This is a genomic window from Vibrio sp. 2304, assembly GCF_033339475.1.
GTDB classification, from domain to species: Bacteria; Pseudomonadota; Gammaproteobacteria; order Enterobacterales; family Vibrionaceae; genus Vibrio; species Vibrio alginolyticus.
In genome coordinates this window covers 120,617-138,204 of sequence record NZ_JAWOUQ010000012.1, presented here as the reverse complement: position 1 = coordinate 138,204, position 17,588 = coordinate 120,617, and the positions used below count along the sequence as shown (strand labels likewise).

At 43.1% G+C, this 17,588-nt stretch carries 13 protein-coding genes and 1 pseudogene; 8 read left to right on the top strand and 6 right to left on the bottom strand.

Annotated elements, in window-relative coordinates; genetic code table 11:
- The first annotated feature begins 60 nt into the window (after positions 1-60).
- From R7P64_RS19970 to R7P64_RS19945, 6 genes and pseudogenes are all read left to right on the top strand, one after another.
- Positions 61-666: a hypothetical protein gene (locus tag R7P64_RS19970; protein ID WP_170893431.1), complete on the top strand. Its 606-nt coding sequence runs from the start codon at positions 61-63 to the stop codon at positions 664-666.
- Between the two features lie 97 nt (positions 667-763).
- Positions 764-1,117 carry a DUF1428 domain-containing protein gene (locus R7P64_RS19965; RefSeq protein WP_017821465.1) on the top strand — a complete coding sequence of 118 codons (354 nt, stop codon included), beginning with the start codon at positions 764-766 and terminating at the stop codon, positions 1,115-1,117.
- 129 nt (positions 1,118-1,246) lie between these two features.
- Entirely contained in the window at positions 1,247-1,873 is a 627-nt protein-coding gene (locus R7P64_RS19960; RefSeq protein WP_005387183.1) for a LysE family translocator, read from the top strand.
- Positions 1,874-2,200: 327 nt separating this feature from the next.
- On the top strand, positions 2,201-2,827 hold the full coding sequence (locus tag R7P64_RS19955; RefSeq protein WP_033907480.1) for a LysE family translocator: 627 nt from the start codon (positions 2,201-2,203) through the stop codon (positions 2,825-2,827).
- Between the two features lie 169 nt (positions 2,828-2,996).
- The gene (locus R7P64_RS19950) at positions 2,997-3,461 is read left to right on the top strand and encodes a DUF2846 domain-containing protein (protein WP_005377099.1); all 465 of its coding nucleotides are present in this window, start codon (positions 2,997-2,999) and stop codon (positions 3,459-3,461) included.
- A 334-nt stretch (positions 3,462-3,795) separates the two neighbouring features.
- A pseudogene (locus R7P64_RS19945) lies at positions 3,796-5,454 on the top strand (autotransporter assembly complex protein TamA).
- A gap of 58 nt (positions 5,455-5,512) precedes the next feature.
- On the opposite strand, the gene R7P64_RS19940 reads toward R7P64_RS19945, so the two are convergent.
- From R7P64_RS19940 to R7P64_RS19915, 6 genes are all read right to left on the bottom strand, one after another.
- Positions 5,513-6,964: a phospholipase D family protein gene (locus tag R7P64_RS19940; RefSeq protein WP_213915351.1), complete on the bottom strand. Its 1,452-nt coding sequence runs from the start codon at positions 6,962-6,964 to the stop codon at positions 5,513-5,515.
- A gap of 101 nt (positions 6,965-7,065) precedes the next feature.
- On the bottom strand, positions 7,066-9,105 hold the full coding sequence (locus R7P64_RS19935) for a carboxylesterase family protein (RefSeq protein WP_318123880.1): 2,040 nt from the start codon (positions 9,103-9,105) through the stop codon (positions 7,066-7,068).
- Positions 9,106-9,314: 209 nt separating this feature from the next.
- The gene (locus tag R7P64_RS19930) at positions 9,315-10,967 is read right to left on the bottom strand and encodes a hypothetical protein (RefSeq protein WP_318123878.1); all 1,653 of its coding nucleotides are present in this window, start codon (positions 10,965-10,967) and stop codon (positions 9,315-9,317) included.
- A 301-nt stretch (positions 10,968-11,268) separates the two neighbouring features.
- Positions 11,269-12,624 carry an FUSC family protein gene (locus R7P64_RS19925; protein WP_318123876.1) on the bottom strand — a complete coding sequence of 452 codons (1,356 nt, stop codon included), beginning with the start codon at positions 12,622-12,624 and terminating at the stop codon, positions 11,269-11,271.
- 13 nt (positions 12,625-12,637) lie between these two features.
- Positions 12,638-13,501 carry an HlyD family secretion protein gene (locus R7P64_RS19920; RefSeq protein WP_318123874.1) on the bottom strand — a complete coding sequence of 288 codons (864 nt, stop codon included), beginning with the start codon at positions 13,499-13,501 and terminating at the stop codon, positions 12,638-12,640.
- Between the two features lie 10 nt (positions 13,502-13,511).
- Positions 13,512-13,724, bottom strand: a complete 213-nt coding sequence (locus tag R7P64_RS19915) for a DUF1656 domain-containing protein (RefSeq protein ID WP_005377106.1) — start codon at positions 13,722-13,724, stop codon at positions 13,512-13,514.
- Between the two features lie 426 nt (positions 13,725-14,150).
- On the opposite strand from R7P64_RS19915, the gene aspT reads away from it, so the two are divergent.
- Together aspT and R7P64_RS19905 are read left to right on the top strand one after the other, a co-directional pair.
- On the top strand, positions 14,151-15,866 hold the full coding sequence (gene aspT / locus R7P64_RS19910) for an aspartate-alanine antiporter (RefSeq protein WP_318123873.1): 1,716 nt from the start codon (positions 14,151-14,153) through the stop codon (positions 15,864-15,866).
- Between the two features lie 95 nt (positions 15,867-15,961).
- Entirely contained in the window at positions 15,962-17,557 is a 1,596-nt protein-coding gene (locus R7P64_RS19905; protein WP_258494810.1) for a bifunctional aspartate transaminase/aspartate 4-decarboxylase, read from the top strand.
- Positions 17,558-17,588 lie beyond the last annotated feature (31 nt).

Here is a 17,588-nt window from a genome sequence, read left to right as displayed (position 1 = left end):
ATGCCTAATGAACAGTTTGACGGACAATATGAAAGACAACCTTAATCAAGGAATAGGGTTATGCAGATTTTAATCGTTGGAGGTAGTAAAGGGCTAGGAAGGTTCTTGGCTACGAACTTACAGGGTACAGAAATTTATGCGATTTCTAGATCAAAGCTAGTTAAGGGGGGAGTCGCCTCTGTTTGTATTGACGTTGATCCCGGTAAAAAACCAGATTATACGTGCTTCAAAGGTGTAGAGTTTGACATCATAGTTTATTTGGCGTCGATGTGGGGAGAGTCTTCAGAATTGACAACAAACGAACTGATTGAGTTTATGAATGTTGGTCCGATTGGGTATCTTAATTTAGTCAATGAGCTTAACGCTTTAGGTTCACTTAACGATAAATGCAATATTGTATCTATTGGCTCTACAGCAGAGCTTTCAGAAAGTAGTGAATACCCTGCATTCGCCCTCAGTAAAAGATTACTCAAAGATATTTCTAGCCAGCTGCAAAACGTTTATCGTGATTACCGCTTTACTCACTTTACAATAGGTGGGATCGGGCATGCTGAAGAGGAACGTATTGAGTATTCGAGTGTTTTGGAGATTATAAATATGCTAACCAAGCTTGATCCAAACACATACCTTTCAAATATGCATATAAAGTCCAAGCTAGGAATGTAGCTCTCAAGCTGTATTACGTACCTGCTTCTATGGTTTGGCATCATGTGCATTCTTTTTATTGAGCTATGGTTATAACTCCAATGAAAGGAGTTTACTTATGTCATACATTGATGGGTTTGTCGCTGCAGTGCCGACAGCGAATAAAGAAAAGTATATCGCACACGCAAAAATAGCAGCAGAAATGTTCAGGGAGTTTGGGGCCTTAAAGGTTGTTGAGACGTGGGGGAGTGAAGTACCAGATGGTGAGATCACATCATTTCCCATGGCAGTTAACGCTGAAAGCAACGAAACCGTTGTGTTTTCGTGGGTAGTCTGGCCTTCAAAAGAAGTTCGGGACTCAGGGTGGCAGCGGATCATGGGTGATCCTCGAATGAGTCCAGATAATAACCCAATGCCCTTTGATGGAAAGCGTCTCATTTATGGCGGATTTGATGTTATTTTGGAGCAGTAAAATACCAAAGAATCTCAACTCGATTCGTGACACTTGGTGTTTTAATCAGTATTACGCTTCTGATGTACGTTCAATAGAGTATTCCGCGATAAGTGTTGATAAAACTCCATTTGGAGGCTTAGAGTAAAAATGGAAGAGATAAATTATTCACTGATTGTCGTATCAGCTATCGCTGCCATCGCTAGCCCTGGACCTGCAACTCTTGCGATAGCAGGCACGTCAATGAACCACGGTCGGCGCTTTGGAGGGTATTTGGCTGCAGGTGTTTTAACGGGGTCTTTATTTTGGTCAACCTCAGCCGCTTTTGGTCTCGCAACCATACTCTATAGCAATGTTTGGCTTTTTGAAATTCTTAGATATTGTGGGGCATTTTATCTTTTATATTTGGCTTTAAAGTCCGTACATTCTGCCTGCAACATCGAGCAGCTAAAGTTACCCAAAACATACGTAACGACAGAGAAGGGTAACTACTTAACCGGAGTGTTAATTCACTTAACTAACCCAAAGGCTATTCTGTTTTTTGGTGCGCTTTATTCGATAGGGGTTCCTCCTACGGCCAGTCCGTTGGAATTGTTGTCGGTCATTTTTGTTGTAGGGCTGGTTAGTGCTTTGGTTTTCTTTGGCTATGCTTTTCTTTTCGCGTATAAAAAGGTCAGGCAAACCTATCTCAGATTCAAAGCAGTTTTTGAAGGCGTGTTCGCGTTATTTTTTGGTGTGGCAAGTATTAAGTTGCTGCTTAGTGAGGCAGGAAAATGAAGCAAAAAAGGCTTGAAGAAATAAGAATAGATAATCTATCTGATTTGACGGTCTATTAAGTATACTAAGTAGCCGATTTGTTAACTTCCATAAGAGCTGCTGGCTAGAAAAAGCTTACAACCAAACGATGCTAAATATTATCATTCAAAGGGCTAACAAAGGCCCATAATTTAATTCGTATCACTGTTCATGATTGTGCTCTTCGCGCAGTGCTGTAGTATTAGTAACGTGTTGTTAATACTAAATATAACCAATTGAAACCTGGACGTTGCATTACTTGTAGTTCGATGAAATGTTATCCCGCAAGACGTTAATTTGGAGAAAAGAATGGATTCAAACTCACTATTATTATTTGTTGTCGCTTGTCTCGCTATCAACATGATTCCTGGACCTGATGTAATTTATATTGTTTCCAATACAATGAAAGGTAAATTATCTGCTGGGCTGAAAGCGGCTCTGGGGCTTGGTATTGGTTACTTTTTTCATACACTAGCGGCATGTTTAGGTTTGTCAGCAATAATTCTGAGTTCATCTTTGGCTTTTAGCGTTGTTAAATGGTTAGGGGCCGCTTACCTAGTTTATTTAGGTGTTCAGTCATTACTGTCTATGTGGCGTGGAGAAAGTAAAATCGTTGAAAACAAAAATGTTGATAATAATAAAAATGTGTTTGTTCAGGGGGTTATCGTCAGCGTCTTGAATCCAAAAGTAGCGCTATTCTTTCTCTCGTTTCTGCCTCAATTTATTGATACGTCTGCAAGCTCAACATCAATGCAATTATTAGTACTTGGTTTGCTGTTCAGCGTACTTGCGACGACATGTAACGTTTTGTACGCCTCTGTGGGTAATTGGGTATTTAGTCGTCCACACTCTCAGCGTTATTCAAGAACTCTTGAAGGTGTTTCAGGTATTCTACTTATCAGTCTAGCGAGTAAAGTGGCATTTAGTGATCGTTAGATACAGGGCATTTTATTCTCGTGATTATTATATGGCTAATGTTTGCTCAATCCATACGTTAAATGAGTGCTATTGCATAGGTTGAATCACAAATTTCAAAAATACCAATAAGTGAACGTATTTATTTATAGTATGGTTGGCGCGATTTTATCGTAGCTAGGTTAATAACATGAAAAATAAAGTAATTCTGTGTTCCGCATTCCTTTTGGGTTTGTCAGGTTGTGCTTCTGTTCCTACTGTTGATTCGACAGTATCAAATCAAATGAAATCATTTGAAGCACCTCAAAAGGGGAACGCAGGGATTTACATTTACCGAGAAGATGCTTTTGTCGGAGCAGCGCTTAAAAAGTATGTTTACGTCGATGGGGAATGTATTGGTGAAACCGCTCCTGGTGTATTCTTCTACCATGAGGTCGAAGGCAATAAAGAACATCAAGTAAGTACAGAGTCTGAGTTTTCGGAAAATCACTTAACTATCTTAACGGAAGAGGGCCGTAATTATTTCGTTAATCAATACATTAAAATGGGTGTATTTGTTGGTGGTGCGGGCGTAGAACTCGTGGACGAAAGCAAAGGTAAAGCAGAAGTACTAAAAGTCGACATGGCAGAAAAAGGAAACTGTTCTTCGATCTAGTTTTACTAACAGACGCTTTTTAGATTAAAAACACATTATCAATGTAACCCAACGCTTGATGAGATCCATTCAGCGTTGGGTTTTGTATTTTTGGCAAACAGTATACCTATTTCAGACCGCATGATTTGCCACCTCCTAGCTTGAGCCAATTTATCGTTCAAAGTATCTACTTGTGAAACGTGAATTTTCGAGAGGATTTCGTAGGGAGCAATCCTACAAACGCGATTAACTGATATGCCATTCCATCATTAACCTTGTCGAGTGTATTGCTAAACTAGGTAGCGGTGTGTCTCCTCTCATTAAACAAATAATAGGTATATCAGTTTTAGCTTCTATGCCTTTACATCATGCACTCGGAGCGCAATTTAAAATCAAAGGGCTAACACCAATATTAGAGAAAAATCTTGAAAGTCACCTTACACCACTAACGAAACTCTCTGTTTCAAACATTACCTCAAATCGACTAACGCAGATGGTTAATAATGCGTTAAACCCTTATGGCTACTATCATTCCGAGCTCAATGTTCAGAGATCAGATAATGATCTCATCACGCTTGAGGTTGACGCGGGGGAGGTTATGTTGGTCAAAAAATCTAATATTGCTGTGTCGGGAGAGGCCAGTAACGATCAAGATTTCATCGAACTAATTAATCAAGCTCAACTTAAACAAGGACAGCCGTTGCTTCATTCTGAGTACGACACGCTAAAACGAAACTTGATTTCATTGGCTCAGCAAAAAGGTTACTTAGATGGACGTTTTATCGAATCGTCTTTGGAAGTCATTCCAAGTTTGAATCAAGCCCATGTGAATCTGCATTTCTCTAGTGGTTCTCGTTACCAATTTGGAGAGCTCTCTGTCCTTACGTCGGGTATCGAAACGGCTCGAATAGAAGCGATGAGAACATTTGAGTGGGGCGACGATTTTGACACTGTGAAATTGAGTCAATATCAGGCCGATCTCTCCAGTACTGATTGGTTTCGCAGTGTGATTGTGAAAGCGGATTTCGAGGAGGTATTCGATGGCTATAAGGTGCCGATAGAAGTACTCGCAGAGCCGAATTCACGCAATATTGTGCAAGTCGGTGGAGGGTATTCGACAGACTTGGGGTTGCGCGCTTCGCTAAACTGGACCAAGCCTTGGTATAACGCACGTGGACACAGTTTTGAGGCACAAGCGTACGCTTCCAAACCGGAACAATCGCTATTACTTGGTTACAAAATTCCCACCCAAAATGTTCTAACGGATTACTACGGGATTCAGTTTGAATCTAAGCATGTCGACTATCGAGACACATCGAGTTTTTCTAATGATTTATCGTTTGAAAAACACTGGCAGTTAGACAGTGATTGGCAAAGCACCATGCACGTTCGTTATTTGCAAGAAAGTTATCAACAAGCGTCGGAGAATAACGAATCACAGTTGTTATTACCGGGGGTGACATTTTCACTGCTTGATCGCAAGAACGATCAATTAGAAGTAAGGCACCATCACGTTTACTCATTGGAATACTCAGACCCTAATTTTTTCTCCGATTCTCGTTTGCTGCGTATTGAGGGCAATAGTGTTCTGTCTTGGGACATTAGTGAAAAACACAAGTTTCACTTTCGTTCTAATGTTGGCATTAATGTCGCTGACACTTTGAGCGATATTCCATCATCATTACGTTTCTTTGCGGGAGGTGATGGCAATCTTCGGGGTTATGGTTATGAGTCTATCTCTCCGAGAGATGAAAATGGCGATTTAACCGGTGCTCGTTACATGTTTACTGCTGGGCTGGAATATCAATATCAGGTCTACCGATAATTGTGGCTTGGGGCATTTTATGATGTCGGTGATGCCTTCAACGATAGGGTGGATTGGAAAAGCGGTACAGGGTTGAGTTTGATATGGAGCTCAAAATACGTGCCCGTCAAAGTGGATTTTGCTTACGGTTTAGATGCTCCGCAAGGAGACCAATTCCGCGTTCACTTTTCGCTAGGCACGCAGTTTTAGCGGGCATTAAAAAGGCTCTCATCCTTGCAGATAGAGAGCCTTTTTAAGCCTTGATTGTTTAGAGTTCGAACTCACCATTCAGTTTCTTGAATATCCAGTTAGGCGCGTTATGCCATCCACCATAGTTTGGATTCTTAGTATGGGTTTCATTCATTGATTGCCACTGAGTTTGGCCTTGTCCATCTCGAGATACTCGCCAAAACAGTTCATCTTGTTGTCGGGTTAAGTAGTGCATGACATGTTCTGCAAAGGCTTCGCTTTGGACCAACACACCAAATTCCACATTGAGGAAATCCGATCTTGGGTCGAAGTTTGATGAGCCGATATAAGTCAGCCGATCATCGAGTATCACCGTCTTGTTGTGATAATAAGTATCCGCATGGAAGTAATGGTCATCATTTTTCGCTTGGTTTTTATACTCAAGTATATGAACGCCCTTATTCAACAAGGTTTGGCGGTGCTCCTCGTAATAAGCCGGAATAAAGCCAGAATCATTAGATGCAGACGAGTTCGTCATTAACGTGATGTCCGCTTTTTGCTCCATCAAGGTATCAATAAAGGCAAATTCACCATCACTCGGTACCACGTAAGGCGTTGATATCACTGCTTTGGACGCAGTGGTTATTTGTTGCCAAACTTGGTGTTCTGCCCGTTTTCTAAAGTAGGGTTTGTTGTTTTTTAACTTGTTTAATGAGTCGAAAACGGGGGTGACTTGCGCAGTGATGAAGTTGGGACTAGTCAGTTGCTTAACTTGTTTTTCAACTTCCGCCTGAATGGTGCTTTTGTCTTTCTCACCTTTATTAAGCGCTTTAGTAAACGCGGAATAGTTTGGGGTAACGTTAACGATGTTTTCTATTGGCGTGACATGCTCGCTGTCCCAAAGTTGTTGGTAGTTCTGGTCGAACGCTCGAATAATGCTGCCTTTGAACAAGACATCTATATCAAAGAAGTTGGCTTTGCGGCTGTAACCAAAATAGTCGTCGCCAATGTTACGTCCACCTAGAATCATCCATTGATGGTCGACGTTGAAGTACTTCTCGTGTAGACGATTGTCCAAACGTTGCTGATGAGTAGAGAAGTTGACGGCGCGACCAATCCAACCTGACTTACGTGAATCAAACGGATTGAATAAACGGATTTTAATGTTGTCGTGAGCGCTGAGATCAGCAAGCCATTTTTCGTTAAACACCAATAAATCATCGAGAGTGAGTCGAACTTGCACGCCTCGATCTGCTGCTTGTTTGAGTTCATTGAGTAGCATCAAACCAAGCGTGTCACTTTCCCAAGAAAAATAAGTCATATCGATGCTTTGCTGAGCGTTTCTTACCAGTTCAACGCGACGAGCAAAGGCTTCTGGAGCGGTAGGAATTAAGTAAACTTCGGCTTGATGCTGAGTAGTTTGCCAATTGGCTTCAAAATCCGGTTCAACTTGAGGGTAGGGCTGGGCACAGCCAACCAATAGCACGCTGAAGATAAAGAGTAGCAGAGCGCGAAGGGCGTTAGGAAACATGAGTAAACCTTCCTAATGATGTTCAAGGAATGAGGATGAAAAAAGCCAGCGAACTGGCTTTTAGGTATTCGGTAACGAGTTTTTAGTGGCTGAAGATGAAGTTACATGTGGCTAAGAATTAACCCAAGTTCCTCGAGACCGTTGAGGCGACCTTGGCGCAGTTTTGGATCGATGCCTGAGTGATGAGCATTGTCCCAGTCTTGTGTGGACTGAATACCGCCATCGTTATCGATCAGCAATACTCGGTCAGTCGCGCTGTTGTATTGGAAGTCCTCAAATAAACGTTCGCTAAACCACATACGAGAGAGCTCGTTCATCATCGCTTTGTCTTTGCTACCTGGGCGAACACTTGAACCATCAAGCTTTAATGCCTTGTTAAACACAAATGGTAATTCCGATGCATTACAAGCGCCCACAATACAACTGATGCTTTTGAGTAAATCACCAACGTCGAGATCGCCATTTACACCTTTGGTGTTGTAAGTCCATACGTTGAATCCAGGTTTGTAGTCAAAGTAGTAGAAGCTTGGCGTTGCTCCTGTTGCTTCTTCCGTTGAAACTTTATGACGGTTTGGACCCGTGAAGAGCAAATCATGCAACGTGGTTTTGAATTGCTGCATGTTTTTGGCCGCGCCATTCAGTTCGCTTTCATCGTTAGGGAAGAAGTCAGTCAGAGCAAGTAACTCCGTGGTTGAATCGGAGTTCCCCAAACCGAAGAACAACTTAGTCATCGCCTCATAAGCGGTGCTAGGTAGCAGTTCAAATAAGTCAGAAAGATCGAGTTCAATTGAAGCTGAATCGCTGAGTAATGAACGATATTCAGCACGTAAACGGTTTAAGTTCGTTTCCGATTCTAGCCACTCAACCATGTATTCGACGATTAAGGTTTCGTCACCACTTTCAATGATTTCTGGCGCTTCTTGGCTCAAGATTTCAATAATAGTTGGGATCAAAAATGTCAGGCTCGGCAGCATGCCCAGAGTATTGCTTTCTGCACTGTTTGAGCCAATTACCGTCGGTACGATCCATTCACTCTCAATCGCTTGTTCAGTAAAGTGATAGCCCGGTACTTCTTTCACTAGAAACGCTGGTGGGCGATGCTCGATGTAAGGCGAAAATGGCATCAACGTAGCTAATGGGCTGTTGTCGCGTGTTGGGCTTATAACCGGAATATTCGCGGCGGTCAGTACCCAGTTCTTAAGACGTTGAATAGGGTCAAGCATCTCGCTCTGTACCTTCATAACCTCTTCAAGTGGCAGTAACGCAAGATCTTCAACGCTTTGCTCTGGTCTTTGGCTCTTGGCAACATCGTAACTTTTATATTCAAAGCCGTAAGCGTTGCTTTGCATGATGGCACGTTGAAAGTGCTCACCTGCGATTGCAGCATCGCCTTTTGATTGCTGTAAAATTCCCACAGACATGGCACCCGCACCTTGACCCATGAGTGTCACGTTTTGCGGATTGCCGCCGAATGCCTCTATGTTTTGTTGAACCCATTCAAGCGCGTGTTTTTGATCGCCTAGGCCAAAGTTACCGCCCTCTGGGTTGTCCAAACCATCGACCCAAACACTGCCCAACAAGCCCAAGCGATAGTTAAAAGTAACTGCAATAAACGGGTTACCATCGTCAGCACCTTGTGCAACCACCATATCACCATGAATCAGCGGTTCTGAGCCCGCGCCGTATTCAAAGTCTCCACCGTGAATAAAGACATACACTGGCAAATCTGCGTACGCTTCTGTCCCTGCTGGTCGCCAAATGTTTAGGTTCAAACAATCTTCTGATTGCGTTTGTGCCGTGGTTTTTAACTGCGGGCACGCATCACCGAACTGAGTCGCATCAATATCGCCTTCAAGTGGGATCGCAATGCTGTGCTGAAAGCGGTCTGCTTGCGCAAATTGGATACCTTTGAACGCCTCTACCGCTTCTAGTTTTTCATCCGCAGCAAGAGGCGTGATGACAAGGGACTCTTTGGTCGCTTGAATGGTTGCATCGCCAATTTCCAAAGCGATTTGCTCTGGTGGTAAGGGTTGTAGTGGCTTCGGGCCGTTAGGAACGCTAGGTTTACCAGAGTCATCACTGCAAGCTGCTAAGGCAAGAGTGATGGTAATGGCTAAAGTTGAGCGATTGAGTAAAGTCATTGTTATGTCCAAAAGTCATTTGGTGCGTACACCGAAAATGTTAAACGGCATCTAACAAGCGACGTCCTGACGCTTTGGCATTAATCCGTGAATGGTTGGATGGCTTGTTGTATTGATGGCTCAAATGGTAGGACATCGGCGACAGTTTCAGTAATCGCCTTTGTAGGATGCAGTCCTACCATAGTCTAGGGGCGGGCTCTTTATGAGAGCTAGAAACGGTAACCAAGATTTAAGGTTACTGACTCTCGAGTTTCCCCTTTGTTATAGAGAAAGGTCAGGTTGTAGTTTTTGCCGATTTGCTTATTGAAACCAGTCAAAAACGCCCATTGATTAAGATCTACACCAATGTCGTAATCGAATTCGATATCACCACTTTTTACATGCCCGTCCATTCGAGCGTCCAGTCCTTGATATTCTGCTCCGACAAAAAACTGCGTGCGATAATCGACAAGTTGATAACCCAACATCGGCTGTACAGTAACAATACCATCGCCCCAATCATCTAAGCCCTTTAAGCGAGTTTGCGAATAGGTACCAGTGACAGAAGCAAAGAATTCTTTATAGCCAACCGAAAGGGTTGTACCTATACCACGAAGGTCATATTCCAAATGCAGCGGCACGTCTAGGCGTCCGCGACTACAAAGTGCAGATAAACCATCGCAAAACTTATCACCTAATCCTGGCAGTTTATCGTTCAGCTTATCTTTTATGTACTGGCCACCTTCACCCGTGTAGGCGGCATCAACATTGGCATCGACATTAACTTTTCCGATGTAACCAAATACATTCCAAAATGGCAGGATGTTTACATCGCCACGAAGCGTCATGCTCTCAGCACTCACGATGCCGACACTGTCTTCTGGATCAAACAGTTCATTAAGGCCGATGCCTTCAATCGTGAAATCATTAAATGGAATATTCATATCTTGATTTCGATACGCTAGCGACACACCAAACGGCAGAGGCAAATCGATACCTTGACGACGAACCATATCACCCATTAAAGGAAAAACTCGGTCTAGCTTAACACTGGCTTCTTGCATGCGTGGATCAGAGACCTCATTCAAGCGTTTTTCGTCTAGTACTTGCACGCCAATCTTATCTTCATAAATCGCTACCGGTTTTACGCTGCTCATCATTTCGAGTGGTTCATTTTTCTTTGAACCAACTATCTTGGTGTTTTTACTGGCAATCGCAATTTTGCCTGGTGTTAATTTCTGGAAGAGGATCTCTTGATCGTAAGAATCCACTTGGTAGTTGTGATGTGTGAACGGTTTATCGTTGGTAATGACCATACGTTTCGGTTCACCATTAACCAACTCAATATCAACGCTTAAAAAGCGGAAGTAGGCGATATCTTGAGGAAGACCGTATTTTGAGTAATTAAAACTGATGATCACATTACCATTCTGATCCTCTTTGGCTCTTACTGATGACGGATCAAAACTCTCCGCGTAGTTTCGAAGGCGGTATTCTGTTCGTGTGAAAGCTTCGATCTCATCAAGTACTTTTTCATTTTCATCGAGTTGTTCAGGGTTGTACTTGATACGCAGATCAATGTTGCCTTTGTTATCGGTGTTCTTAACCAAGTAGACGGACGAATCGCGAACGCTATCACCGATTTTAACACTTCGGTGGGCATGCTCGACCAAATGCTCGCCTTGAACTAGAGAGCTGATGGCCAGTTTTGGTAAATCATGGCTGATACCGTATTTGTCGAAGAGTTGGCGACCTTGTTCCATGACTTCGTTGTAAGTTGTCTCTTCTGCGGCGAAGCTAAAAGTGGGGGTAGTAAGCATTAGTGCGCTCGCTAGAACAGTAAGAGAAGATGTCTTGCTAGCGCGTATTTCAAAAAAACTCATGACGATTTCCACTCTGAATAGCCTCAAACCTTCGAGACTCAGACAGTTAATGTGTCACTGAACTTCTTGTTCAGTTAGATAGATGTGTTTGCTGTGATTGATGTTGTGAATGCCGTGTTTTTAATTGCATTTCGTAAATCAATGAGAGGATTTTATGGTGGGTAGAGAAATCCCGTTAATCGCTTTTGATGGATACTATCCTCGCTTTAAGGGTGAGGCAGGAATAGGGCAGTGAACAAAGCAAAAAGCCCCGCAGAGCAAAAGCAATGCGGGGCTTTAGTTTCAAGAACGGAGGTGACGCTTAGGCTGTAACGCGAACACGGAACAGATCGGTAAACAACTTGGCAATCATCAAAATGATCATAATGTTTACCAGCATCAGCAATGGCGTTTCAATTCGATACGCTGGGGTTAAGTTGAGCGCACCCGATGTCAAAACAACCAATAAGTTAATACCTAGAATTCTGTGTACCATCAGTTTTGGTGTGGAAAATACCTTCCAAATTACGATGATGTTGATGAAGTAGAATAGCCCAAGCTGCCAAAGCTCGGTCATCATTGGCATTATGAAAATGTATTGCAATAGAATCACCGTGCCAGTGCCTATCACACCAAAAAATGCATCTTTAATAATGCTTGGTGGCATAGTAGGAACGATTGAAGAGAACACGCCTGCTAGCATCGGAAAAATGAAACCTCCGGGTACGGGTAGATAAATCCAGAACAACAAAGAAGTGACGAACATGGAGACACCTTGCAGTACCTTTCTACCGTCTTCATTCAAATGCTGGATAAACGTTCTATGCTCGTGATGCCAAACCGTGTTTTTCTCTCTTTGCATAACATAAGCAACGTGACCAATGAGCGACGTACTTGGATTTTTAATATCAAAGCTTTGAAGTTGCTGCGTTAGCGTTGGCCAATCGATGTCACGACTTTGCGATTTATCTGCTTGTTCTAGCAATCGGTCTTGGATTTGTGCCATCTCATTTAAACGCGCACGCCATAGCTGACGATGTTCTTTCAAGTGGTAGCTGCCAGTAAGTGGTAAACCGACCAGTTGGAACAACTTTTCTATGTTGGCGCTGTTGGTCTCAAGAGCTTCAATATCTATATCATTGGGCGATTTCATAGCGTTAAGCATCGCCTCTCTGCTGGTCTCAAAACGTTGAATGAAGTTTTGTTCTGTACTGACTGGCCAGACTAATCGGTACACAACAGAAAACGTGATCACACCAAGAATCGTCTCTTGCATGCGAAGAACAGCGAAGTGGAACGTTGCTTGACTATCAAATCCTCCCATACATGCGATGATGGAGCACACAGCAAAACCGATAGAGAACACATAACCATACTTTTCGTCGCTCGACATAAAAATGCACGCACCTAAAAACAAGGTGAAGAAGGTGAGAAACAAAAAGCGATCTTGAGAAAACGTCGTGATGAGGAAAAAGGCATAACCGATGCCAAGGAGGGTTCCTAATAAGCGATTATGACCTTTATTTATTGAGTGAGCGAAGCTTTCATTTAATGCCATTACCGCGACTGCGATCGCTGCCCAATACGGTTTCTCCCATTGAAACCATAAGGCAAGGCAGATCGCGATAACGATAGACAGCGCAGCTTTGATTGCTTCTTTGGTTGAGGCATTAAACATACATTCCACCGCATTATTGTTTGATGATTTTGATAGAGGCCGTCATACCAACACGTAGTTGAAAATCTTTCGGTAAGTGATCTAATTTAACTTTAATTGGAATGCGTTGAGCTAAGCGTATCCACTGAAAGTTAGGGTTCACATTGGGCAAAAGATCGTTACCAGTACTACCATCTTGCTTCGCAATGCCGTAGCCAATGCTTTTGATTTTGCCTTCCAGCACAGCTTCATTGTGCATCATTAAGGTCACGTAGGCTTTATCTTGTGGATCAACGCCAACTAAATCCGTTTCTTTGAAATATCCTTCGATCCAAAAGCTGTCTTCATCAATCAAAGCCACGACTGGGGAGTTAGCGACGACTTGAGAGCCGACGCGTAAGTTCAAATTAGTGATATAACCATTCGTTGGCGCATAAACTTTTGTGTAATCAAGGTTTAGCTTGGCTTCTTCAACATTGGCTTTCGCGAGTTCTACGCTGGCAACGGCTGTCTCCACCGCATTGTCTAGGTTATTCAATGTCAGTACAGGTACGGCGCCAGGTGTGCGCTTTTCTAACTTAAGTGCGCGCTGCTCTTCATTTTTGGCCTTTGCTAGTAATGCAATGGCTTGCTTTTGAGCTGCTAGCGCTTTGTGGTACGCCGCTTTATAGATGCTTGGGTCAATCTCAAACAGCAAATCGCCTTGTTTCACTTGCGAATTGTCTTCAACGTAGACTTGGATGATTTGTCCTGTTACGCGGGGGGTTATAGAAACGATGTGCGCGCTAACTTGGCCATCTCTAGTCCAAGGGTTGTCAGAGTATGATTGGTAGTAGCTGAAAATCACGGTGCCAGCGGAACACAGTAGTAGCAGTGTGATGAGATAACGTTTTATCACGGAATTTGCCTCAAAATATCGTAATGAATCGACCAATAACGCCAGTAAAAATCACAATTAGGCTTAGCTCTGCGAGTGCAGGAAATGCAACGTATTTGTGGAGTCCCAGTTTTGTAGCAACGGTTCCGACCAAAATTGTGAGCATGTAAGCCAATGCAATAACCAGCAACAAGGGTGGGAAGTAAACTTCGCCCCACACAAGTTCATGTGGCATTGAGTTCATGGTGTTTTTCTCTATTAACTTGATGAATGGAAAGATAAGGCAAATGATGGCATCCGTGATAATCGCTTTTGGAGGATCTAATCCATCAAACGAAAGGTGTTATGCGCTATATAGAGGGAATGATGCAACCAAACCGCTTTTTGAAGCGTGAAAACAAAAATAAAATTATTTTGCGATTTATCTGGTGTTCATTGCAGAACGCTAAGTTATTAAATTTTCGACAATTATTGATCGATTTTTGCTTTTGAATATGCGAAGTGATGGTTTCATCCTTCAAATGGGATTACGAGTTGTGAGGTTTTGTTCCTAATATTCGCTTCGAAGCAAACGAGATGCTTTTTAAATTAAATAATCCAACAAATATGAGTGACAGATTATTCGTTAGATTATTTGAGTTTTATATTTATTAGTAAGAGTAAAATTGTCATGGAAATTATTTCTAATCTTTTTGACATGGCACCATTTGTTGCTCTCTTTATTACGCTCTCTCTCGGTTATATGGTTGGTAAAATTACCATTGGTCGATTTGTTCTTGGCGGTGTTGCCGGAACATTATTAATGGGTGTAATTATTGGGCAATTTGGTGTTCATATTGATCCCGGCGTAAAAAGCATTTTCTTTGCGCTCTTTATTTATGCAGTAGGGTATCAAGGTGGTGCGCAGTTCTTCAAAGCATTGAACTTTAGAACCATCAACATTCTACTTTCTGCTGTAGTGATGACGGTGTCTGGCCTGCTTTGTGTACTAGCAGCAGCTTGGATGTTTGATCTAGACAGAGGTACGGCAGCAGGCCTTGCAGCTGGTGGTTTGACTCAATCGGCAATCATCGGTACAGCGGGTGATGCGATCGCACGTCTTGGTGGTGTGACAGAAGAAGCGAAGCACCTAATGCAGACCAACGTCGCAGTAGGCTACGCAGTTACGTACATCTTTGGTTCGCTTGGTCCAATTCTGATGGTGACATGGGTATTCCCAACACTGATGAAGTGGGATATCCGAGCAGAAGCGATTGCGCTAGAAGAGAAAAATTCAAATGGTAAGCGTGATTTAGCGCCGGGTGAGTTCAACGCTGTCACAGCGCTGGTTACACGAGCATTTAAAGTGAGCAAAGATGGTGGGCTAGCAGGCAAAACCTTAGCCCAGTTAAACCAACACGCTATAGCTGCTTGTATTGAATTGATTCAACGCGATGGCAAAGTGCTAGACGTGGACAAATTCACAGCACTGAAAGAAGGGGATGTCATTGTTGTAACAGGTCGCCGTAATGCAGTACATCAGCTGCAAGATGGTTTGGCTGACAACGAGATTGCACTTCCAGAAGGCTATGAAGTTATTGAAGAAAACCGTCAATTGATCGCAGACAACCGCAAACTGATTGGTAAGTCTCTGCAAGAGATTAAAGAGGCTTCGAACCAAGGCTCTATGCGCGGTATTTATGTGACAGACTATATTCGTGAAGGCAACTCAATTGAAATGACGCCGGATCTTGTGGTGAAGAAAAACGACGTCATCCAGCTTACAGGTACCGCAAAAGACATCAATCGCGTTGAGAAAAACATTGGTCAGCGAATGGGCTCAGCAAACGTGACTGACTTAGTCGTGCTTGGTATGGGCATGGTGGTTGGCCTATTAATTGGTCTAATCAGTTTTAAGATTGCTGGTATTCCCGTCACTATCGGTTCTGGTGCAGGTTGTTTGATCTCAGGTTTGATTGTCGGTTGGTTGCGTAGCCGCAATCCGCATGTTGCTCAGTTTCCTGTGGGTGCCGCGAACTTTATTCGAGATTTCGGTTTGGCAGCATTTGTGGGCATTGTTGGCCTTGAGGCTGGGCCTCAAGCGGTCGACACCATCAAAGAACACGGTATGTCTCTGTTGTTCCTTGGCATGGGTGTAACGATTATCCCTCAGATTATTTCGTTCTTCTTCTCATATTTTGTATTGAAGATTAAGAATCCAGTTGAAGCACTTGGCTGTGTTACAGGTGGACGAAGTGCGAACCCAGCATTCGCGGCTTTAATGGAAAAAACAGGTAACGCAACGCCAGTATTCTCATTCACCGTGACTTATGCTGTCGCCAATGTACTGCTCACCCTATGGGGTCCTATTATTGTCGGCATTATTACTTTAAACGCCGGCATGTAATTTAAATAAATTCGAACATTCTTATCGCCTTATTAAATAGGCGGTAGGGAAAGTATTATCCAAATTTCACTAAATAATAAGTTCAGGTAAATATTATGACTACGCAAAATACAACAATTGATTTTTCAAAATTTGCAGATTTAAGCCCATTTGAATTAAAAGATAAACTTATTGAAGTGGCACAAACTGTTCCTGACCGCGCGTTATTAGATGCAGGTCGTGGTAATCCTAATTTTCTTGCGACACTACCACGTAAAGCGTTCATTCGTTTGGGTGAGTTCGCAATATTGGAAGCCGAGCGCACTTATTCATACCTAGATGGTGGTTTCGGTGGCATTCCAGATGGTGTGGGCATTGTTGAACGCTTCGATACGTTTGCAAGCAAGAATAAACAAGACCAAGGCGTACAGTTCTTGGAAAAGTCGCTGAGCTACGCAAAAGACCGTTTGGGTCTAGAGAAACAAGCATTCTTGAATGAACTGGTTAACGCATACCTTGCATGTAACTACCCAGTGCCACCACGTATGTTGACGAACATCGAAACCGTTGTGAAGCAATACATTGCAGAAGAGATGTACGGCCCAATGCCAATGACAACAGACTTCGATCTGTTTGCAACTGAAGGCGGTACGGCGTCTATGACGTACACCTTCCAAACTATGTTCAACAACGGTCTATTAAAGAAAGGTGACAAGGTTGCGCTAATCACTCCAATCTTTACGCCGTACCTAGAGATCCCAGAGCTTAGTGAATACGAACTGGAAATCGTTGAGCTACGTCTGGATGAGACAACATGGCAACTGCCGATGGCTGAAATCGAAAAGCTTGCAAATACAGACATCAAACTGCTTTGTGTTGTTAACCCAGCAAATCCAGCGTCTGTGAAGTTCTCGGATGAGACTCTGGATAACCTATCAAATTTTGTGAACAACGAACGCAGCGACCTGTTCATTGTGACTGACGATGTATACGGCACATTCGCGGACGATTTTGTCTCACTGTTTGCAAAACTGCCATACAACACGCTTTGTGTGTATTCGTTCTCTAAGTACTTCGGTGCAACAGGCTGGCGTTTAGGCTCGATTGCGATTCAACACAACAACGTGTTTGACGATGCAATGCGTAGCCTTCCTGAAGTGCGTCAACTTGAGTTGGACGATCGTTACAAAACGCTGACTCCGGAACCTCGTGAGATCAAGTTTATTGACCGTATCGTTGCCGACAGCCGCAGCGTAGCGCTTAACCACACAGCAGGTTTGTCGCTTCCTCAACAAGTTCAAATGGCGCTGTTCTCATTGAATTGTCTGATGGATTCAGAGAAAAACTACAAAGAAGCATGTAAACGCATCATTCGCGAGCGTTACAAAACTCTGTACAAAAACATGGGTGTAGAAATTGAAGAAAACAAAGATCGTGTGGACTACTACACACTGCTTGAGCTCGACACTCTGGGCGGCAAATTGTACGGACCAGCATTCGTTGAATGGTTCAAAGCGAGCGAGAAGGGCAAAGACTTCCTGTTCCGCCTTGCACATGAAACCGGCGTTATCCTGCTTCCAGGCCAAGGCTTCGATGTAGTGCATGCATCAGTTCGAGTTTCGCTAGCAAACCTTACTCACCACGAATACGAGCTTATCGGTCGTGCAACACGCAAAGTGTTGGATGAGTACTTCGCTGAGTTCCAAGGCTAATGAATCCAGCCTGATTAAGAATAAGCCTCGG

Excerpts from the sequence above, each read along its gene's own strand:
- R7P64_RS19970 (WP_170893431.1), top strand. The coding sequence starts at position 61 with ATGCAGATTTTAATCGTTGGAGGTAGTAAAGGGCTAGGAAGGTTCTTG.
- R7P64_RS19965 (WP_017821465.1), top strand. The coding sequence starts at position 764 with ATGTCATACATTGATGGGTTTGTCGCTGCAGTGCCGACAGCGAATAAA.
- R7P64_RS19960 (WP_005387183.1), top strand. The coding sequence starts at position 1,247 with ATGGAAGAGATAAATTATTCACTGATTGTCGTATCAGCTATCGCTGCC.
- R7P64_RS19955 (WP_033907480.1), top strand. The coding sequence starts at position 2,201 with ATGGATTCAAACTCACTATTATTATTTGTTGTCGCTTGTCTCGCTATC.
- R7P64_RS19950 (WP_005377099.1), top strand. The coding sequence starts at position 2,997 with ATGAAAAATAAAGTAATTCTGTGTTCCGCATTCCTTTTGGGTTTGTCA.
- R7P64_RS19940 (WP_213915351.1), bottom strand. The coding sequence starts at position 6,964 with ATGTTTCCTAACGCCCTTCGCGCTCTGCTACTCTTTATCTTCAGCGTG.
- R7P64_RS19935 (WP_318123880.1), bottom strand. The coding sequence starts at position 9,105 with ATGACTTTACTCAATCGCTCAACTTTAGCCATTACCATCACTCTTGCC.
- R7P64_RS19930 (WP_318123878.1), bottom strand. The coding sequence starts at position 10,967 with ATGAGTTTTTTTGAAATACGCGCTAGCAAGACATCTTCTCTTACTGTT.
- R7P64_RS19925 (WP_318123876.1), bottom strand. The coding sequence starts at position 12,624 with ATGTTTAATGCCTCAACCAAAGAAGCAATCAAAGCTGCGCTGTCTATC.
- R7P64_RS19915 (WP_005377106.1), bottom strand. The coding sequence starts at position 13,724 with ATGAACTCAATGCCACATGAACTTGTGTGGGGCGAAGTTTACTTCCCA.
- aspT (WP_318123873.1), top strand. The coding sequence starts at position 14,151 with ATGGAAATTATTTCTAATCTTTTTGACATGGCACCATTTGTTGCTCTC.
- R7P64_RS19905 (WP_258494810.1), top strand. The coding sequence starts at position 15,962 with ATGACTACGCAAAATACAACAATTGATTTTTCAAAATTTGCAGATTTA.